Origin of the sequence: Clostridium mucosae, from assembly GCF_024622765.1 — a bacterium.
Lineage (GTDB): Bacteria > Bacillota > Clostridia > Clostridiales > Clostridiaceae > Clostridium.
Window position 1 is genome coordinate 1 of sequence record NZ_JANKAF010000019.1, and the last position, 20,393, is coordinate 20,393.

Annotated in this window: 16 protein-coding genes and 1 pseudogene; all 17 read left to right on the forward strand. The window is 28.4% G+C overall.

Annotation, left to right across the window (positions count from 1 at the left end; all coding sequences use genetic code 11):
* Positions 1-376: 376 nt before the first annotated feature.
* The 17 genes and pseudogenes from NSA50_RS16225 (at position 377) to ssnA (ending at position 20,297) form a co-directional block, all read left to right on the forward strand.
* The gene (locus tag NSA50_RS16225) at positions 377-2,383 is read left to right on the forward strand and encodes an amylo-alpha-1,6-glucosidase (protein WP_257446746.1); all 2,007 of its coding nucleotides are present in this window, start codon (positions 377-379) and stop codon (positions 2,381-2,383) included.
* Between the two features lie 268 nt (positions 2,384-2,651).
* A complete protein-coding gene (locus NSA50_RS16230; RefSeq protein WP_195263575.1) occupies positions 2,652-2,876 on the forward strand; it encodes a hypothetical protein in 225 nt (74 codons plus the stop codon).
* Between the two features lie 28 nt (positions 2,877-2,904).
* Positions 2,905-3,249 (forward strand): hypothetical protein, encoded by a 345-nt coding sequence (locus NSA50_RS16235; RefSeq protein WP_195263574.1) that lies wholly within the window; start codon positions 2,905-2,907, stop codon positions 3,247-3,249.
* 426 nt (positions 3,250-3,675) lie between these two features.
* Positions 3,676-5,031, forward strand: coding sequence for a uracil-xanthine permease family protein (locus NSA50_RS16240; protein ID WP_195428260.1), 1,356 nt, complete (start codon positions 3,676-3,678; stop codon positions 5,029-5,031).
* Between the two features lie 207 nt (positions 5,032-5,238).
* Entirely contained in the window at positions 5,239-6,594 is a 1,356-nt protein-coding gene (locus NSA50_RS16245; RefSeq protein WP_257446751.1) for a uracil-xanthine permease family protein, read from the forward strand.
* Between the two features lie 1,017 nt (positions 6,595-7,611).
* Positions 7,612-7,946: pseudogene (locus NSA50_RS19980) on the forward strand (sigma 54-interacting transcriptional regulator); the annotation flags it as partial.
* Positions 7,947-8,450: an AAA-type ATPase lid domain-containing protein gene (locus NSA50_RS19985; protein ID WP_458339760.1), complete on the forward strand. Its 504-nt coding sequence runs from the start codon at positions 7,947-7,949 to the stop codon at positions 8,448-8,450.
* A 147-nt stretch (positions 8,451-8,597) separates the two neighbouring features.
* Complete coding sequence (gene xdhA / locus NSA50_RS16255) at positions 8,598-10,889, forward strand: xanthine dehydrogenase molybdenum-binding subunit XdhA (RefSeq protein ID WP_257446754.1); 2,292 nt, start codon at positions 8,598-8,600, stop codon at positions 10,887-10,889.
* 13 nt (positions 10,890-10,902) lie between these two features.
* Positions 10,903-11,784: a xanthine dehydrogenase FAD-binding subunit XdhB gene (gene xdhB, locus NSA50_RS16260; RefSeq protein ID WP_257446757.1), complete on the forward strand. Its 882-nt coding sequence runs from the start codon at positions 10,903-10,905 to the stop codon at positions 11,782-11,784.
* On the forward strand, positions 11,777-12,250 hold the full coding sequence (gene xdhC, locus NSA50_RS16265; protein WP_257446760.1) for a xanthine dehydrogenase subunit XdhC: 474 nt from the start codon (positions 11,777-11,779) through the stop codon (positions 12,248-12,250). Before xdhB ends, xdhC begins: the two co-directional genes overlap by 8 nt.
* 54 nt (positions 12,251-12,304) lie before the next feature.
* Positions 12,305-13,666 (forward strand): 8-oxoguanine deaminase, encoded by a 1,362-nt coding sequence (locus tag NSA50_RS16270; RefSeq protein WP_257446763.1) that lies wholly within the window; start codon positions 12,305-12,307, stop codon positions 13,664-13,666.
* 80 nt (positions 13,667-13,746) lie between these two features.
* Positions 13,747-14,316, forward strand: a complete 570-nt coding sequence (locus NSA50_RS16275; RefSeq protein WP_195263566.1) for an NTP transferase domain-containing protein — start codon at positions 13,747-13,749, stop codon at positions 14,314-14,316.
* 187 nt (positions 14,317-14,503) lie between these two features.
* Positions 14,504-15,724: a YgeY family selenium metabolism-linked hydrolase gene (locus tag NSA50_RS16280; RefSeq protein ID WP_195428252.1), complete on the forward strand. Its 1,221-nt coding sequence runs from the start codon at positions 14,504-14,506 to the stop codon at positions 15,722-15,724.
* 168 nt (positions 15,725-15,892) lie between these two features.
* A complete protein-coding gene (locus NSA50_RS16285) occupies positions 15,893-17,176 on the forward strand; it encodes a sigma-54 interaction domain-containing protein (protein WP_195428251.1) in 1,284 nt (427 codons plus the stop codon).
* Between the two features lie 140 nt (positions 17,177-17,316).
* Positions 17,317-17,970, forward strand: a complete 654-nt coding sequence (locus NSA50_RS16290; RefSeq protein WP_257446767.1) for an HAD family hydrolase — start codon at positions 17,317-17,319, stop codon at positions 17,968-17,970.
* A 16-nt stretch (positions 17,971-17,986) separates the two neighbouring features.
* A complete protein-coding gene (locus tag NSA50_RS16295) occupies positions 17,987-18,166 on the forward strand; it encodes a hypothetical protein (RefSeq protein WP_257446769.1) in 180 nt (59 codons plus the stop codon).
* Positions 18,167-18,968: 802 nt separating this feature from the next.
* Complete coding sequence (gene ssnA / locus NSA50_RS16300) at positions 18,969-20,297, forward strand: putative aminohydrolase SsnA (RefSeq protein WP_257446771.1); 1,329 nt, start codon at positions 18,969-18,971, stop codon at positions 20,295-20,297.
* Positions 20,298-20,393 lie beyond the last annotated feature (96 nt).

Sequence of the window (20,393 nt, forward strand, 5' to 3'; positions counted from 1 at the left end):
CAAAATAAATATTTAACCAGATATTTCATAGTATGTTTTTATTATAACCCCTAAAATATCAATTTTAAAATGCAAAAAAAGAGGTTGCTACAAAATGATTAAAAATCATTTTGCAACAGCCCCTTTTTTTATAATTAATGAAGGAGATGAATTTATATGGATTAGCCATAAAGCTAATAGCTATTATAATAATATGAATATAAGAGTATAAATGTTACACATGGAATAATAATTTTATGATTTTTTACAATATAAGATTGTAGAATATATAAATTAGCGGCCTCCTTTTTGTACTTCTATACAATTAAATAAATATAGTATTAATTATATAATTAATATGAAAAGCAAAAGTTAAAGAAGTTTTGGAGGGGTATAGGTGGAAAAGATATATAGTTATGGAAGAGGTTCTTTTAAGACAATAGAAGAAGGAAATGAGTTATCTTGGATGATTGGAAATGGAATAGGTGGATATGCTAATTGTACAGTTTCTGGTGGAAGTGCTATGATGCATCATGGCTACCTAATAGCAGCGTTAAACCCACCACTGAATAGATATTTAATCTTTACAAGAACTCAAGAAGAAGTGAATATAAATGGTAGAACATATGATTTAACTTCTCAACAATATATTAATATGTCCAAAAACGGACAAGAACACTTAGAAAGATTTAATTTTGATATAATTCCAGAATATATTTATAGAGTAGAAGATGTTAAGATTAAAAAAAGTATTTCAATGGAATATGGGTATAATACAACAGCTGTTTGTTATGAAATAGAAAATGGAACTGAAGATTTAAATTTTAAAATAATTCCTTTGTTTAATTATAGATTACCAGGAGATTCCATAGAAAAAACTAATTTAAAATTTAGTAAAGAAGTTAAAAATAATAAAATTATTTTAATTCCAGAAGAAAATAAGGATGTAAGGATTACTTTTTATGCATCAGAAGGAGAATACTATGATAGAAGTTTAATACCTACTACAATGGCAACTCATAATTATTTATTTGAAGAAAATCAATATTATATGATAGATAATAGAACAGGATTTTTAGGCATAGATAATCATTATACTCCGTACGAAATAAATATAAAAATAAAAGCTAAAGAAACAAAAAAGTTTTACATTATATGTACTTTAGAAGAAAATATAAGTAAAACTGGATTTGAGATAGAAAAAGAGTACAAGAAGAGAGCAGAAGATTTAGTAAAAAAAGCAGGCTATAATGATAATTTTGCTAACAATCTTGTTAAAGCTTCTGATCATTTTATAGTTAATAGAAATAGTACAGGCCTAAAGACTATATTAGCAGGTTATCCATGGTTTACTGATTGGGGAAGAGACACTATGATTGCTTTTGAAGGATTAGTTTTATGTACTAAGAGATTTGAAGATGCAAGAGAAATACTAGAGTCATTCTCCAAATACGTGAAGAATGGATTAATCCCTAATCTATTTCCAGATACTAATACAGAACCTTTGTATAATACAGTAGATGCATCACTTTGGTATTTTCAAGCTGTTTATAAATATTTGAAATATACAGGTACAGATGAAGATTACAGTTTTATAGAGAAAAAAATATATGATAAATTAGTAGAAATTTTTAAAGCATATTCAACTAAAACAGATTTTTCAATAGGTATGGATGATGATGGATTAATTTTTGCTGGTTCAGGTATAGATCAAGTAACTTGGATGGATGTAAGGGTTGGAGATTTTGCTGTAACTCCAAGACACGGTAAACCTGTAGAAATAAATGCTTTATGGTATAATGCATTATGTATAATGGAGGAACTTAGAATTAAATTTAATAAAAAAGATTTAAAATATAAAGAACTTTCTTTAAAAGTTAAGAACTCTTTTAACAAAAAATTTTGGAATGAAGATAAAAAATGTCTTTTTGATGTGGTAGATGAAAATGATGATAAGATTCGTCCGAATCAATTATGGGCAATTTCATTACCATTTTCAATATTAGATAGAGAAAAAGAAAAGAGTATAGTTGAAGTTGCATATAAGCATTTGTATTCGACTTATGGGTTAAGGTCTCTTTCATTTATGGATGAAGAGTTTAAAAATAAATATATAGGTGATCTGTTTAAAAGAGATTTAGCTTATCATATGGGAACAACTTGGGGATTTTTAATAGGACCATTTATTACAGCATATTGTAAAGTAAATGATTATGATGAAAAATCTATAAAAAAAGCAAAAGAAATGATATCTGTATTTGAAGATCATATGAAAGATGGATGTATAAATGGAATAGCAGAAATATTTGATGGAGAATTTTCATCTACAAGTAGAGGATGCTATTCACAAGCTTGGAGTGTTGGAGAAGTACTAAGAATATATTGTGATATTACTAAGAAATAATATTATAAATGGACATATATAAGTTTAATTGACTTCTTGTAAAGGAAGGAAAGAAATAAACTTAAATATGTCTATTTTTATTCTAAAAAATTATAAATACTACTAAAAATAAATAGAAAATATATTTATTAACAATTATTAAAAAAATAAATACCTCAATAGTATTTACAATAAGTTAAAAAATAGTACAAAAAAATTCACGAAATTATATAAATATGGTACAATATAATTATATTTTTATAAGTCTTTACGAAGGGTGAAAATAATAGTGAAAAAAATAATTAAATTATCAAATATACTATTTACTATAGCGATAGTTGTAAGTTTATATGGTTTTTATAAAATATATGAAGTAAGAAGGGATTTGCCTATAGGCACATGCCCTATTGAAGATAATAGACCTATTTTATATTTAGGAATTTTCCTTATGATATCGTCTATAATAGTATCTTATATAGAAGATAGACAGTCTAAGAAGCAAATTAATAATTAAATATTAATTATATGGTGAGGGAAAAGAAGTGAGACAGCGAATTAAAGGGAACTTAAAAAAGAAAAAATTAAATACTATTAATACTACATATAAAAGCCTTTTACATCTTTATAATATTGTAAAATTAAATTATGTTGTAGAGTTGAAATTAGGTGAAAATTATTTATACGAAAAAGGGGACAATCTTGCTGAAATATTAGAAGATTATTTTATTAATGAAGGTTATGATATCATAGTTGAGTGTTATACTGAAGGTAAGAATGCATATTTAATAATTGATTGTGAAGATGAAACAGAAAATATGTGGAATATGGTAAGTTTAATATATAGGTTATTAGTAAAATTTAATATAGAGCATGAGGTAATTTGGTAATATCATTATGATAATAATTATTAAATTGATATACTCGAATTGATAATTTTATATTAGTAAATACGCCATTATAAGAATTTATAATTATCATTTTAATATTTATATATAATATTAATAGTTTAGATATTATTTTATATAGTGAAAACAATGGAATAAAGTAAAATATTGTAATTTAAGAGCCTATTAAAGTTTGGCACACTTATTGCTTTAAGAGTAAGTGCAACTTTAAAGGCTCTTTTAAGTTGCAAATAATTTAACATATAGCTATGTGAAAATAATATTAAAATTTAAACGATTACTTAAGGGGTTTAAAATAATAGAACTGTTATCAAAATGAGAAGATTTTTTCAATATGATAATAGATATATATTCTAGAATGATGTATTTAATTTGGATTTAAAATTTACATGAGGGGGAATATATCATATGTTAGAGATAGGTAAAAGAAATAAGAAGAGCACTTCAATCTTTGATGTAGAAGGAGTACCACCAATAAAGAAAGCCATACCATTATCTTTGCAACACTTACTTGCTATGATAGTAGGAAATGTAACACCAGCTATTATAGTAGCAGGGATTACAGGAATGAATTTAAGTGATAAGACTTTATTAGTTCAATGTTCATTGTTCATGGCTGGTATTGCAACTTTAATGCAATTATACCCTGTTTGGAAGCTAGGTTCAGGATTGCCAGTTGTTATGGGAATAAGCTTTGCTTATGTTCCAACTTTAACTGCTATAGGATCAGCTTATGGAATAGAAGCTATATTTGGAGCTCAATTAATAGGTGGTATAGCAGCCATATTAGTAGGCGCTTTTATAAAGCCTTTAAGAAAGTTATTTCCACCATTAGTTGCAGGAACTGTTGTATTTACAATCGGATTATCATTATATCCTACAGCTGTAAAATATATGGCTGGTGGAGCTTCGGCACAGGATTTTGGATCTCCTATAAATTGGACAATAGCTATAGTCACACTAGTTGTAGTTTTGTTTTGTAATCACTTTACAAAAGGCTATATTAAATTGGCTTCTATATTAGTCGGAATAATTGTAGGATATATCTTTTCTATAATAATTGGAAGAGTAGATTTTACAGCAATTACAAATGCAGGATGGATTCAAGTGCCAACGCCAATGCATTTTGGAATGAAATTTATACCTTCTGCTATAATATCTATGGTAATAATTTATATAGTTAATTCTGTGCAAGCCGTTGGGGATTATTCAGCTACAACAGAAGGTGGATTAAGTAGAGAACCGAAAGATACAGAGTTATCAGGAGGAATAATGGCAAATGGAGTATCTAGTATAATTGGAGCATTCTTTGGGGGATTACCGACAGCTACTTATAGTCAAAATGTTGGAATTGTTGCAATGACTAAGGTTGTAAGTAAGTATATAATTATGCTAGCAGCTTTATTCATGCTGATTGCTGGTTTTATACCTAAGTTTGGAGCTTTAATAACTACAATACCGCAAAGTGTTTTAGGTGGAGCAACTATTATAGTGTTTGCAATGATAACTATGACAGGAATAAAAGTAATAATAAAAGATGAACTTTCAAGTAGAAATGTAAGTATTGTTGGACTTTCAGTTGCTCTTGGAATGGGAATAACACAGGTTCCTGGAGCATTAGATGCTTTTCCAAGTGCGGTAAATATGATATTTGGTAGCTCTCCAGTAGTAATTACAACAATTACTGTAATATTACTTAATTTAATATTGCCAAATCAAACAATTGAAGAAGAAGATAATGAAAGAAGTAAGATAGAGAACTAAAATTAAAGTTATTATTGTATTAGTAAATGTTTAAATATTTATATATAGTAATCAATATTGTAATTAATGAAAATTGTTACTAAAGATATATAAGAATAGGGTTATTATCAAAATGAGAAGTGATTTTTAAGTTGATAATTATCATATATTCTCGAGTGATGTATTGAGTTTAAATTAATAAGTTTACATGAGGGGGAATATATTATTATGTTAACATTAGGTAAAAAAGGGACTAGAAGTACTTCGATATTTGATTTGGACGGAGTACCTTCATTAAAGAAAACAATGCCATTATCACTACAACATTTATTAGCTATGATAGTAGGAAATGTAACGCCTGCGCTTATAGTTGCAGAGACCACAGGGCTTGGAGTTAGTGATACTACTCTTTTAGTGCAGGCATCATTTTTTTTAGCAGGAATTGCAACACTGATGCAATTATATCCTATGTGGAAAATTGGATCAGGATTACCAATGGTAATTGGTGTTAGTTTTACTTATGTACCAACTTTAACAGCAATAGGGATGGCTTATGGTATAGAAGCTATCTTTGGAGCTCAATTAGTTGGTGGTTTTGTAGCTATACTTTTTGGAGCTTTTTTAAAGCCAATGAGAAAGTTATTTCCACCATTGGTTGCAGGTACTGTTGTATTTTCAATAGGTTTATCTTTATATCCAACAGCAGTAAGATATATGGCTGGAGGCTCTAATGTAAGTGATTTCGGGTCGCCAATTAATTGGGGGATAGCTATACTTACATTAATTGTAGTGTTATTTTGCAATCATTTTACTAAGGGATATGCTAAGTTAGCATCTATTTTAATTGGAATAATTGTAGGATATGTTTTTTCAGTAGTATTAGGAAGAGTAGACTTTGCACCGATAATTGAAGCATCTTGGATACAAATGCCAACTCCAATGCATTTTGGAATTAAATTTGTACCCTCAGCGATAATTTCTATTAGTGTAATATATATAGTTAATTCTGTAGAAGCAGTAGGAGATCTTTCAGCGATAACAGAAGGGGGACTTGGTAGAGAAGCCAAAGATACTGAAATATCTGGAGGAATAATAGCAAGTGGAATAGCTAGTGTATTAGGAGTTTTTTTTGGAGGTCTTCCAACAGCTACTTATAGTCAAAACGTTGGCATAGTTGCTATGACAAAAGTTATTAGTAAGTTTGTAGTAGCAATAGCAGCTATATTTATGTTAATAGCGGGATTTATACCTAAGTTTGGAGCTTTAATAACAACAATTCCGCAAAGTGTTTTAGGTGGAGCAACTGTAATAGTATTTGCAATGATTACAATGACTGGTATTAAGATAATAATTAAAGATGAGTTATCAAGTAGAAATGTAAGTATAGTGGGTCTTTCTGTTGCTCTTGGGATGGGAGTAACACAAGTTCCAGGAGTTTTAGATGCATTTCCAAGTGGGGTAAGCATGGTTTTTGGAAGCTCACCAGTAGTAATAACTACTATAGTAGTTATACTATTAAATTTAATCTTACCAAGGCAAAGTATAGAAGAAGAAGAAAATGAAAGAAATGAAATAGAAGGATAGTTATAATAATAAGGCCTATGCATAAAAAATAGAATTTTTGTGCATAGCCTTTAATATATTTTAAGGTAATACACGGTTAAACTACTACAATTTAATAATCAGTAAGATAGTGGCATAAAAATTGCTATAAATATATAAGTAAACTACATGGTTATATAAAAAAGCTAAAAGAGGTGTTTGGATATGTCGTCTATATTGAAAGAAATTCAAGGTGCTGTAATGAAATATGTTAATATAGTTGAAAAAATATTAATGGTTGACGTAGAAGTGGTCGACGAAAATTTAATAAGAATTGCAGCAACAGGAGCTTATAGAAATAGAATAGATAATGATATATCAAAGCAAGGCTATGCATATAGGGAAGTTTTAAAGTCTGGAGAATTTAAAGCTATAACCGAGCCTGGAAAAGATATTATTTGTAGTAGTTGTATAAAAAGAGGAAAATGTGAAGAACTATTTGAAATGAGTACACCAATAAAGTTTCAAGGAAGAATCATTGGCGTTATAGGCTTAGTTTGTTTTAGTAAAGAGCAAAAAGATCAAATACTTGCAAGATTTGAAAATTATAAAGCTTTTATGGAGCAAATAGCTGAATTTATAAGTACAGCAGCCTATGAAAATCTTCAAAGAAAAAGAGAAGATGTAGTAGTAAAATCATTAAATTTAATTATAGATAAAATGGATCAAGGGGTAATGGTATTAAATAAAAATGATAAAGTAACACATATAAATTCAAAAGGGGTAGAATTAATTAAGCATGTTGATAATTTTTTTATATCCAAAGTATCTATTGAGCCTACTGGAGATATCTTATTTCAGATGGAGATATATAAAGTATCTATTGGAAATCAAGTCTTTCAGTTTATAGGTAATATTTTTCCTATGGAGATAAATGACAATCAATTCGATAAGATTTTCATATTTAGGGATTATAAAGGGTTTAGAGATGATATATCAGAATATACTAATATAAAAAATGTAATAAAAACGGAAAATATTTTAGGACAAACTAAGATAATGCAGGACTTGAAAAGAAAAGTAAAAAAAATAGCTTTATCAACTTCAACTGTATTAGTAACAGGGGAAAGCGGGACTGGCAAAGAAGTATTTGCAAGAGCTATACATAATGAAGGAAATAGAAAAGCAAAAGCATTTGTTGCAATAAATTGCGGAGCTATTCCAGACACTCTACTAGAAAGTGAATTATTTGGATACGTTAAAGGTGCATTTACTGGTGCAGATCCTATGGGCAAAATTGGAAAATTTGAACTTGCATAACAAGAGTTGGTTCAAATAAAGAAATTGACATAGATGTACGGGTGATTGCAGCAACAAATAAAAATTTGAAGGAATTGATAAAAGAAAATAAATTTAGAGAGGACTTATATTATAGATTAAATGTAATACCTTTTGAAATTCCTCCATTAAGAGAAAGAATAGATGATATTGAGTTACTGATAAAGTTTTTTATTAATAAATACACAAATTTATTAGATAAGAGTTTTGAGAATATAGTAATGACAGAAGAAGTAAAGAAGGCTTTTTATAGATATTCTTGGCCAGGTAATGTTAGAGAACTAGAAAATACAATAGAGTTTATAGTTAATATGATAGGTGTAGATGGAATAATAGATAAGGATGTAATTCCTAAGAATATTTTACTATGTGAAAAAATTGAAAGAATATCAGATAGAAGTGAAATTATTACTCTTAAAGAATTAGAGGAAATTGAAATAAAAAAAGCATTAGACATTTATGGTACAACAACAGAGGATAAGAAAATGATTGCCAAAAAATTAGGAATTGGTATAGCAACATTATATAGAAAAATTGATGAATATAAATTATTAAAATAGTAAGTAAGAATAAAAAGTTATTAAAAGATTTTTACTCTTATTATATAAACATAAAAAGTGATTATTGACAGTATATTACAAAAGTAATATTATATTAAATAATCTACTTCTGTAAACAGTTACAAATAGTATTTTTGGAGGTGTAAAATGACTTATAAAGTAATAGGAAGCAACGTAAACAGAATTGATGCAGTTGCTAAAGTTACAGGAAAGGCAAAGTATGTTGATGATTTTTTTGAAAGGGATATGCTTATTGGAAAGGTACTAAGAAGCCCTTATGCTCATGCAAGAATAAAAGATATAGATGTGAGTGAAGCAAAAAAAATAGATGGTGTAGAAGCTATAATAACTTATAAAGATTTGCCAAAAATAAAGTTTTCTACAGCAGGTCATCCTTGGTCCTTAGAGGCTAGCCATAGAGATATTGAAGATAGACTTATACTAACAGATAAGGCAAGATTTGTTGGAGATGCTGTGGCAGCAGTTGTAGCAAAAGATGAAGTCATTGCAGAGAGAGCATTAAAACTTATTAAGGTTGAATATGAAGTTTTGCCTCATATTATAAATCCTGAAGATGCAATAAAAGAAGGTGCACCAGTTATACATGAAGAAAGGCCTGATAATATTTTAAGTCAAATGGGCTCAGAATCAGGAAATGTAGATGAAGATTTTAAAAATGCAGATAGTATTTTTGAAGGTGTTTATGAAACGAGCATAGTACAACATTGCCAAATGGAGAACCATAGTGCATATGCATATCGAGATGGTGAAGGAAGAATTATAGTTGTTTCATCTACACAAATACCCCATATAGTAAGAAGAGTTGTAGGACAGGCATTTGGTATCCCTTGGGGAAAGATAAGAATAATAAAGCCGTATGTTGGAGGAGGTTTTGGAAATAAACAAGATGTAGTTTTGGAACCTCTAACAGTAGCAATGAGTTTAGCAGTAAATGGGAAACCAGTTAGATATGCATTAAATAGAGAAGAAAGTTTTATAGATAGTAGAACAAGACATGCTATGAAATTTAAATTTAAAACTGCAGTTTCAAAAGAAGGTAAGCTACTTGGAACATCTATAGATAATTTGGTGAATAATGGAGCCTATGCGTCTCATGGACATTCAGTAACTATGAGTTCTGGGGGAAAATTCAGACCATTATATAATTTTAATTCGATTAAATATAGTCCAAAGACAGTTTATACAAATTTACCAGTTGCTGGTGCAATGAGAGGATATGGAGCACCACAAATGTTTTTTGCTCTTGAAAGTCATGTTGAAGATATAGCAAGAAAACTTAATATAGATCCAATAGAATTTAGATTGAATAATTTAATAACTGAAGGGTATGTAGAACCAGTTAGTAAAAATATTGCTAGAGCTTTTGCACTTCCTGAATGTATTCAAAAAGGAAAAGAATTAATTAAATGGGATGAAAAGAAGGAACTTTATAAGAATCAAACTGGGGACAAAAGAAGGGGGCTAGGAATGGCATGCTTTAGCTATTTTAGCGGAACACATCCAGTTTCATTAGAAGCTGCAGGAGCAAGAATAGTTATGAATCAAGATGGTTCGGTTCAATTACAAATTGGGGCTACAGAAATAGGACAAGGTAGTGATACAGTATTTGGTCAAATGGTAGCAGAAGTGCTAGGACTTCCTTTAGATATGGTGCATGTTATAAGTAATCAAGATACTGATATAACGCCTTTTGATACAGGATCTTATGCATCAAGACAAACATTTGTATCAGGTGCAGCTGTTAAGAAAGCTGCATTAGAGGTTAAAGACAAAGTATTACAATTTGCAAGTGATAAATGTGGGTTAGATAAAGAAGCATTAGATATGGAAAATTGCAATATTATTGAGAAAGAATTCGGTAGAGTTATTTGTTCATTAGAAGAAATAGCTATGGAATCATTCTATGACAGGATAAAATCTGCACCTATAACAAGTGATACATCTGTAAATGTTAGAAGTAATGCAATAGCATATGGTACAACTTTTACAGAAGTGGAAGTAGATATGAAAACTGGACAAATAGAAGTATTAGAAATTTATAATGTACATGATTCAGGAATAATAATGAATCATAAATTGGCAGAAGGACAAGTACACGGTGGAGTTAGTATGTCATTAGGATATGCACTTTCAGAACAAATGTTATTTGATGAAAGAACAGGAAAAGCATTAAATAATAATTTACTTGATTATAAATTACAGACAATAATGGATACGCCTAATATAGGTTCTGCATTTGTAGAGAAGTTTGAACCAGCAGCTGGATTTGGTCAAAAGTCTCTTGGTGAAAATACAACAATATCACCAGCACCAGCAATACGTAATGCTGTATTAGATGCAACAGGAGTTTCCTTTAATAAAATTCCAATGAATCCTCAGTCAGTTTTTGAGAAATTTAAAGAACTTGGACTAATATAAGGAGGAAGAAGAAATGTTTGATATAAGTAATATTTACGAACCTAAAACTATAGAAGAAGCTTTAGATATTTTAGACAATAAAGAAAATATAAAAATTATAGCTGGTGGAACGGATGTATTAATAAAATTGCATCACGGAGATATGCTTGGAATTGAACTTTTAAGTATAAGAAATATAAAAGAGCTAAAAGTAATAAAATTCAATGATAACGAAGATATAGAAATAGGTGCTATGGCTTCTTTTACAGATATATTTAGAAATGAAATAATAAATGAAAATATATATGTATTATCAGAGGCGGCAGTATCAATGGGTGGACCACAAGTTAGAAATATGGCTACCATAGGTGGAAATGTATGTAATGGTGCAGTTTCAGCAGATAGCGCAACAACATTATTTGCATTAAATGCACAGCTTTTACTAAGAAGAAAAAATGAAGAAAGAATAGTACCAATAAGAGAATTTTATTTAGGACCAGGTAAAGTAAATATCCTTCGAGATGAAATATTAGTAAAGATTATAATAAAAAAAGAAGACTATAAAGGATATAAAGGTAACTATATAAAATTTAGTAATAGAAAAGCTATGGATATTGCAATGCTTGGAGTATCTGTAGTTGGAGTTATTGAAAATAATAAATTTAAGGATTTAAGAATATCATTAGGGGTAGCAGCACCAACTCCAATAAGATGCTCAAAGGGAGAAGAATTTGCAAAAGGTATAGAAGTAAATATGAAAAATATAATAGAAATATCAGAAAAAGCATTACTAGATGCAAAACCAAGAAATTCATGGAGAGGTTCAAAAGATTTCAGAGAACATTTGATAAAAGAATTAACTAAGCGAGGAATTTTAGAGGTAATTAAAAGGGCTGGAGGTGTAGTTAATGAGTAATGACTTTATGAAAAAAATAACTCTTACAATTAATGAAAAAAAGCATAGTATAGAAGTGGATATAAGAGAAACTTTATTAGATGTATTAAGAGAGAGGTTACATTATACAGGAGTTAAGAGAGGGTGTTCTGTTGGAGAATGCGGAGCTTGTACAGTATTAGTTGACGGTGTTCCAATAGATTCATGTATATATATGGCTGTATGGGCAGATGGAAAAGAAATTTTAACAGTAGAGGGAGTAGAAAAAAATGGAGAACTTTCGAAGGTGCAAAAAGCATATATAGAAGAGGGCGCTGTTCAATGTGGTTTTTGTACTCCTGGATTAGTTCTTGCAACTACTTCACTTGTAAATAGTGGTAAAAAGTTTACTGATGAAGAAATCAAGAGAGAAATTTCAGGACATTTATGTCGTTGTACAGGATATCAAAAAATATTTAATGCAACAAAAAAATCTTTAGAAGAATAAAGAAAATATAAGCTAATTAAAGCTAGTTAATTTATAAAGTTTGGAGGGATTATTGTGAAAAATACCTTATTTATAAAAAATATAAAAGCTTTAGTAACATGTGACGAGAAAGATAATTTATTTGAAAATGTAAATTTATATATTGAAGATGGAGTTATAAAATATATAGGAAAAGATGTATATGAGGCAAATGAGGTAATTGATGCAAAGGATATGTATGTGTATCCAGGACTTATAAATAGCCATCATCATCTTTTTCAAACCTTTACTAGAAATTTACCTCAAGTTCAAAACATGGAACTTTTTGATTGGTTAACTACATTATATGAAATTTGGAAAGGTGTAGTTTCTGAATCAGTAAGATATAGTTCTTTAGTTGGCATGGGAGAATTAATGAAGTATGGATGTACAACTTGCTTTGATCATCATTATCTTTTTCCAGAAAAAGCTGAAGAAACGCTTATTGATGAACAATTTAAATCAGCTAAAGATTTGGGAATTAGATTCCATGCATCAAGAGGAAGTATGGATTTAAGCAAGAAAGATGGAGGATTACCACCAGATTCTGTTGTTCAAAAAATGGATAAGATTTTATATGATTCTGAAAGAATAATAAAAAAATACCATGATGCAAATGAATTTTCGATGAGACAAGTTACTTTAGCACCATGTGCCCCATTTAATGTTACAGCTGAACTTATGAAAGAAAGTGCAGCTTTAGCTAGAAAATATAATGTAAGACTTCATACACATTTAGCAGAGACAAAAGATGAAGAAAAATATACTATTGAAAGATTCAATATGAGACCTCTTGAATATATGGAAACTCTTAATTGGATTGGTAATGATGTATGGTATGCACATGGAATTCACTTTAATACTGATGAACTTAAAGTTTTAGCAAAGACTCAAACTGGAGTGGCACATTGTCCGATTTCTAATATGAAATTATCATCAGGAATAGCAAGGATTCCAGAAATGGTAAATTTAGGCGTTCCTGTAGGATTAGCTGTTGATGGAAGTGCAAGTAATGATGGTTCAAACCTTTTAGAAGAACTTAGAATTTGTTACTTACTTCATAGATTAAATTGGAGTAATAAAGCACCAACAGGGTATGATATATTAAAACTAGCTACAAAAGGAAGTGCTAGAGTTCTTGGTAGGAAAGATATAGGAGAACTTGCAGTTGGAAAAGCTGCTGATTTATTCATGATAAATTCTAATAGAATAGAATTTATAGGTGCAGAATATGATCCAAAATCAATACTAGGTACAGTAGGATGTAAATCACCTGTAGATTATACTATAATAGCTGGGAAAATAGTTGTAAAAGATGGTAAGCTTACTACAATAGATGAAGAAAAAACTGTTTTTGAAGCTAGAAAAGCAGTAGAAAATTTATTTGCAAAAATATAATAAATATATAAAGTTTTTTAATAAACTGAATTAAGCTTATTATATGGAAGCGCTTACCTAAGAATAAAGGTGTGGGGTAAATGAATGGAATAATTTTAGCAGCTGGATTTAGTAGAAGAATGGGAAAAAATAAATTATTAATGAATATTGGAGAAAAGGCAATATTAGAAAAAGTTATAGGTGAAATCAAGAAAAGTGACATTTCTAATATAATTTTAGTTGCAAGGGAAGATAATGTTATCGAATTAGGAATTAGAGAAGAAATACAAGTAATAAAAAATGAATTTGCTATTTATGGACAAAGTCAATCAATAAAACTAGGATTATCTAGGGCAGACTTAAATAAAGATTTTATGTTTTTTTGTGGAGACCAGCCCTTTATAGATAGTATGTCTATAAATAAATTAATAACTGAATCTTTAAATTGTGAAGATAAAATAATAGTACCAAGAGTAAAAGATAAGACTGGCAGTCCAGTTATTTTCCCTAAATGTTTGAAACGTGACTTAGAGTTATTAGAGGGAGATATTGGGGGACGAGAAGTAATAAAAAATAATAAAAGTAAAGTGAAATATATAGATATAGAAAATGAGTTATTTTTGCAAGATATTGATAATATAGAGGACTATAAGAAATTCATTTTAGTGTAATAAAAATAAAAAGCAGTTATCAAAATGATATTAATTATTATTTTGATAACTGCTTAAATAATATTAATAAATTTATTATGGAATTTGCTTGTTTTAATAAAATCTTATAAGAAAGTTTTGGCACAAAATATGCTTTATAGATAAATAATTAGATATATATTTAGAGATTACGGTGGAGGGAACCAATATGGATTATAGATTTATATCTGAAGAAGTCATGAAATGTGCAGAAAAATACAAGGAAGATATGAGTGACTTTTTAAGAGAAATAATAGCTATACCTTGTGAAAGTTGTAATGAGGAACGTAAAATAATGAGAATAAAAAAGGAAATGGAAAAGGTTGGCTTCGATAGGATAGAAATAGATCCAATGGGTAATATTTTAGCTTATATTGGAACAGGAAATCATTTAATTGCTATGGATGGACATGTTGATACTGTAGGGGTAGGAGATCCAAGTCTCTGGAATTATAATCCATACGAAGGTGATGAAGATGCAGAGCTAATTTTAGGAAGAGGAGCAAGTGATCAGGGCGGTGGATTAGTAGCCATGGTTTATGCAGGAAAAATAATTAAAGATCTAAACTTAGAAAATGACTATACTTTACTTATAGCATGTACTATTCAAGAAGAAGATTGTGATGGACTTTGCTGGCAATATATAATTAATGAAGATAACATAAGACCAGAATTTGTAGTGATTACAGAGCCTACTTCATGTAATATCAATAGAGGTCATAGAGGAAGAGTTGAAATAAAGGTTAGTACTAATGGAATAAGTTGTCATGGATCAGCTCCAGAAAGAGGAGAAAATGCGATATTTAAGATGGCTCCAATTTTAAATGAATTAAAAAATTTAGGTGGTGAACTTATGGATAATGATTTTCTTGGTAAAGGAACATTAACTGTATCAGAAATATTTTATTCATCACCTTCAAGATGTGCTGTGGCAGATGGATGTAGTATTTCTATAGATAGAAGATTAACAGACGGAGAAACTTATCAATTTGCAATAAATCAAATTAAAGATTTGCCTTCGGTTAAAAAGGCACAAGCACAAGTATCTATGTATAATTATAATAAGGAATCTTATACAGGGCTTTCTTATGAAACACAAGCATATTTTCCAACTTGGGTTATACAGGAAGAACATGAGGTATGCCAGACACTTATAGAAGCATATAGGAGTTTGTTTAAGGTAGAACCAATCGTGGATAAATGGACATTTTCAACTAATGGTGTTTCTATAATGGGTAGGTATGGCATTCCATGTATAGGTTTTGGACCAGGACATGAAGATCAAGCTCATGCACCGAATGAAAGAACTTGGAAGAGTGAAATAGTAAAGTCAGCAGCTATGTATGCATTAATTCCTACAATATATATGAGTAGAATAAATAGTAAATAAACTAATTAAAAGGGAGCATTAGATATAAAATAAGCTTATAATAAGGTTATTTTATGATTCGAAGCTTCTTTTTTGATGATTATAATAATTGTAAGGCTAAGGAAAAAATGGTAACATAATATTGAGAGAGAATATGATAATCAATAATATATTACAAAAGGTGATAGCATGGAAGAAAAATTTATTGAAGACATAGCTAACAAAATAAGCGATGGAATTGTAATTTTAAATTCTAACGACAAAGTAATTTATGCAAACAATTACGTAAGAAAGGCCTTAAATATTCAAAGCAGTGACTTAGAAAAAATAGAAATATTTAGAAGTAATGGTGCAGAAAATAATAAAATTGGGATAAGAGCCAAAGGGATTGATTACGATGGTATAGGAGAATTATTAGAAATTGATTTAGATTCATATAATTATAAAAATATTATTATATTAAATAAAATTTGTAAAAAGGATAAATGCAATAATATAAATGAAAATAATGTATGGGGAGAAATAAAATTAAAATCTATAATTGGTGAATCAGAGGCAATGAAAAATATTAAAAGAAAAATTGTGAAAATAGCAAATTCAAGCTCATCAGTGCTTATAACAGGAGAAAGTGGGACAGGGAAGGAAGTTATAGCAAGAGCTATACATTCACAAAGCAACAGAAGTAATAAGCCATTTATAGCTATAAATTGTGCAGCTATACCAGAAGCATTACTTGAAAGTGAATTATTTGGTTATGCAAAAGGTGCATTTAGTGGAGCAAGTAATAGTGGTAGAATAGGTAAGTTTGAGCTTGCTAATGGAGGAATAATATTTTTAGATGAAATTGGAGACATGCCTTTAGCATTACAAGTAAAGCTTCTTAGAGTTCTTCAGGAAAGGAAATTTGCAAAGATAGGATCTAACCAAATGATAAATTTAGATATAAGGGTAATAGCTGCAACTAATAAAGATATAAGAAAAATGATTAAAGAAAAAAGGTTTAGAGAAGATCTTTATTATAGAATAAATGTAATACCTATCGAAATTCCTAATCTTTCAGAGAGAAAGGAAGATATAAAAGAGTTAGCCTTAAATTTTATAGATAAATATTGTTCAACTTATAGTTTAGAAAAAATTTATATTAAAGATGATGTTATAGAAAAACTAAAAAATTATCCATGGGAAGGAAATATACGAGAATTACAAAATGCTTTGGAATTCATGATAAATTTAGTAGATGAAGATAATATAATAACTTGTAGTATTCTTCCTGATTATATAATAGATTATTATAACAAAAATAATGCAAATTATTTAGATAAAATTATAGATGGAGATTTAATAACATTAGATGAATTAGAAAAAAAATATATAAATTATGCTTTGGAAAAATGTGGACATGATACTAAAGGAAAATCTATGGCAGCTAAAAAACTTGGAATAGGGTTAGCTACTTTATATAGAAAGAGTTGAAATATTGCAAGTTATAATGTTTATTCTATTTTTGATTTATAGAGAAATACTTTATTTTTTATAATAAGTATAGTATTTGAATAATTAGCTTTTTATTTAGGACATGTAAAATGAATAATCTTTAAGGTGGGTTTCTGTTAATGAAATATAAATGTTTAATTTTAGATCATGATGATACAGTTACTATGAGTACTCCAAATATACATTATCCATCCTTTATTAAGGCGCTTAAATCACTAAGACCAAATGAAAAATTATTAACTTTCGAAGAATTTGTTTATAATTGTTTTAGTCCTGGATTTTCTGAGCTATGTAGAGATGTATTAAAGTTTAGTAAAGAAGAACAAGAATATCAATATAAAGTATGGACTAGCTATACAAAATCAAAGATTCCAGATTTTTATTCTGGCTTTTCAGAATTAATAAAAGAATTTAAAAATTTAGGTGGAATAATTTGTGTTGCTTCTCATTCGGAAAGCAAACAAATTGAAAGAGATTATAAGATTAATTGTGGAATTATTCCAGATAAAATATTTGGCTGGGATCTTGAAGGGGATAAAAGAAAACCAAATCCTTTTTCAATTCAGGAAACTATGAGGATATTTAATTTAAGTAATGAAGATATATTAGTAGTAGATGATTTAAAACCAGGATTAGATATGGCAAAAGCTTGCAATGTAGATTTTGCTAGTGCAGGATGGTCTCATGTAATACCAGAAATAATTGAGTTTATGAAAGAAAATTCAAGTTATTATTTAACGAGTGTTAGCGATTTAAGAGAGTTGGTATTATAAAGAAAGGAGAAATTATATGAACAGCATTATTGAGATAAATTATGCAACTATTATTGCAACCGTTATTAATTTGTTTTTACTGTTTGGGATTATAATATTAGTATATAAATTAATTAAAAATATTAGAAATATTAGGTTGAAAAATAAAGAAATAAGAGAAAAGATAGATTTTATGTATAATAAATTAAAGGATTGAATAAATTTAAAAGTATAAGTGATAGTTATTAAATATATTAACTATCACTTATATTTTAACCATAATGGAGATAAACCATTAACGAAACATCCCCATAAAGTTGATATAAATACAAAGAAAGCTATTGATAGTTTTGGAGTTTTAGTAAGTTTATCTAAGTAAAAATTTATTTGGTTTGTAAAAAATGAATATAATAATATTCGTAAAACACTCATAATATAATTTAGAGTATTTTATATTTTAGTTTTTTAGGAAATTTCTTACTGAAATTTATGCAGTTGATATTAGATGATTTATTAAAAAGTATATAAATATTTTTGAATTTAGTATCACAATAAGGGCGAACTTTCAAAATTTTGCCTCAAAATATTAGTCTTATTTATGGCACTATATAGTAAAGAGGTATAAAAATAATTGAGTTCAAGTTACAGAAATTTTAAGATAGTTTCTAAAATATATACTTTAATAGTATAAATTTTAGAGGCTATTTTTTATGTGCAGGAAACTTAAAAGCTATAAAGCTTAGAACATAATATTTGAAAAGTAGATTTATTTTATTCTTAAAATGATAATTACAATTACTAAATTGATAATAAAGCTAAATTTTATTAGTTATAAATTTTGAATATCTAATAAATAGAAACAATATAACTTATTTATAACTTTTAATTAAAGTATTGTTACCATAAGTAATTTTATAAAAATAATTAAAATAAAATTAAATTAAGAGCTTTAATTAATAAAGCTTGGCATGGATAATGCTAAGTATAATTTTGATTATATTATACTGGAGGGATAATAGATGATTTTAATTGGTAATGGTATAGTTATAACCCAGGATATTGATAACCCCATTATAGATAATGGAGCTGTTGCTATAAAAGAAAATTTAATTATTGAAGTTGGAGATTTTGAAAGCTTAAGAGCTAAATATAAGGATTTTGAACTTATTGATGCTAAAGGTAAGGTTATAATGCCAGGATTAATAAATACACATCATCATATATATAGTGCTTTTGCTAGGGGCATGGATGCAAAAGAAAGTCCTGCACAAAATTTTAATGAAATACTAGAAAGACTTTGGTGGAAGTTAGATAAAAAATTGACCCTTGAGGATACAAAATATAGTGCATATACAACATATATTGATTGTATTAAAAATGGAGTTACAACTGTCTTTGATCATCATGCAAGCCCTATGAGTATAGAAAATAGTTTGTTTACTATAGGGGATGTAGCTAAGGAACTTGGGATTAGAACTTCATTATGTTACGAAGTATCAGATAGAGATGGATATAAAATAGCCGAAGAGGGGATTAATGGAAACGTAAACTTTATTAAGTATGCTAGTAATGATTCAAGTGATATGATAAAAGGCCTATTTGGGCTTCATGCGTCTTTTACATTAAGTAATAAAACTTTAGAAAAATGTGCTAAAGAAATTCAAGGCTTAAATTCAGGATTTCATATTCATGCTGCAGAGGGAATATCAGATTTACATGAGGCTTTAAGACATAGTGGAAAAAGAGTCATCGAAAGGCTTTATGATTTCAATATATTAGGCGAAAAAACTTTAGCAGTTCATTGTGTCCATATAAATGATAGGGAAATGGAATTATTAAAATATACTAATACAAATGTAGTTAATAATCCAGAATCAAATATGGGAAATGCAGTTGGATGTTCTCCAGTATTAGAAATGATAAATAAAGGTATAAATATAGGAATGGGAACTGATGGATATACTAGCGATATGTTTGAATCAATGAAGGTTTTCCCTATAATACAACGACATAATAGATGTCATCCAAGTGTAGCTTTTAATGAAACATTTAAGTTGTTATTTGAAAATAATAGAAATATAGCAAATAGATTCTTTAATAAAGATCTTGGAATATTAAAAGAAGGAGCTTATGGAGATGTGATTATAGTTGATTATAATCCTCTAACTCCTATGAATGCAAGTAATATAAATGGTCATATGCTTTTTGGATTTACAGGAAGATCTGTAATAACAACTATTATAAATGGAAAAGTTGTTATGAAAAATAGAGAATTAGTAAATATAGATGAAGAAAAAATATTTGCAGATTCAAGAAAAATAGCTCAAAAGTTATGGGATCAAATGTAAGAGTTCTTAATTATATGCTTAATAAGTTTTTTATGTATATGGGAATAGAAAAGTTCGTATTAACTTTAATAGAAGTGATAGAGTAAGTAAACTTAT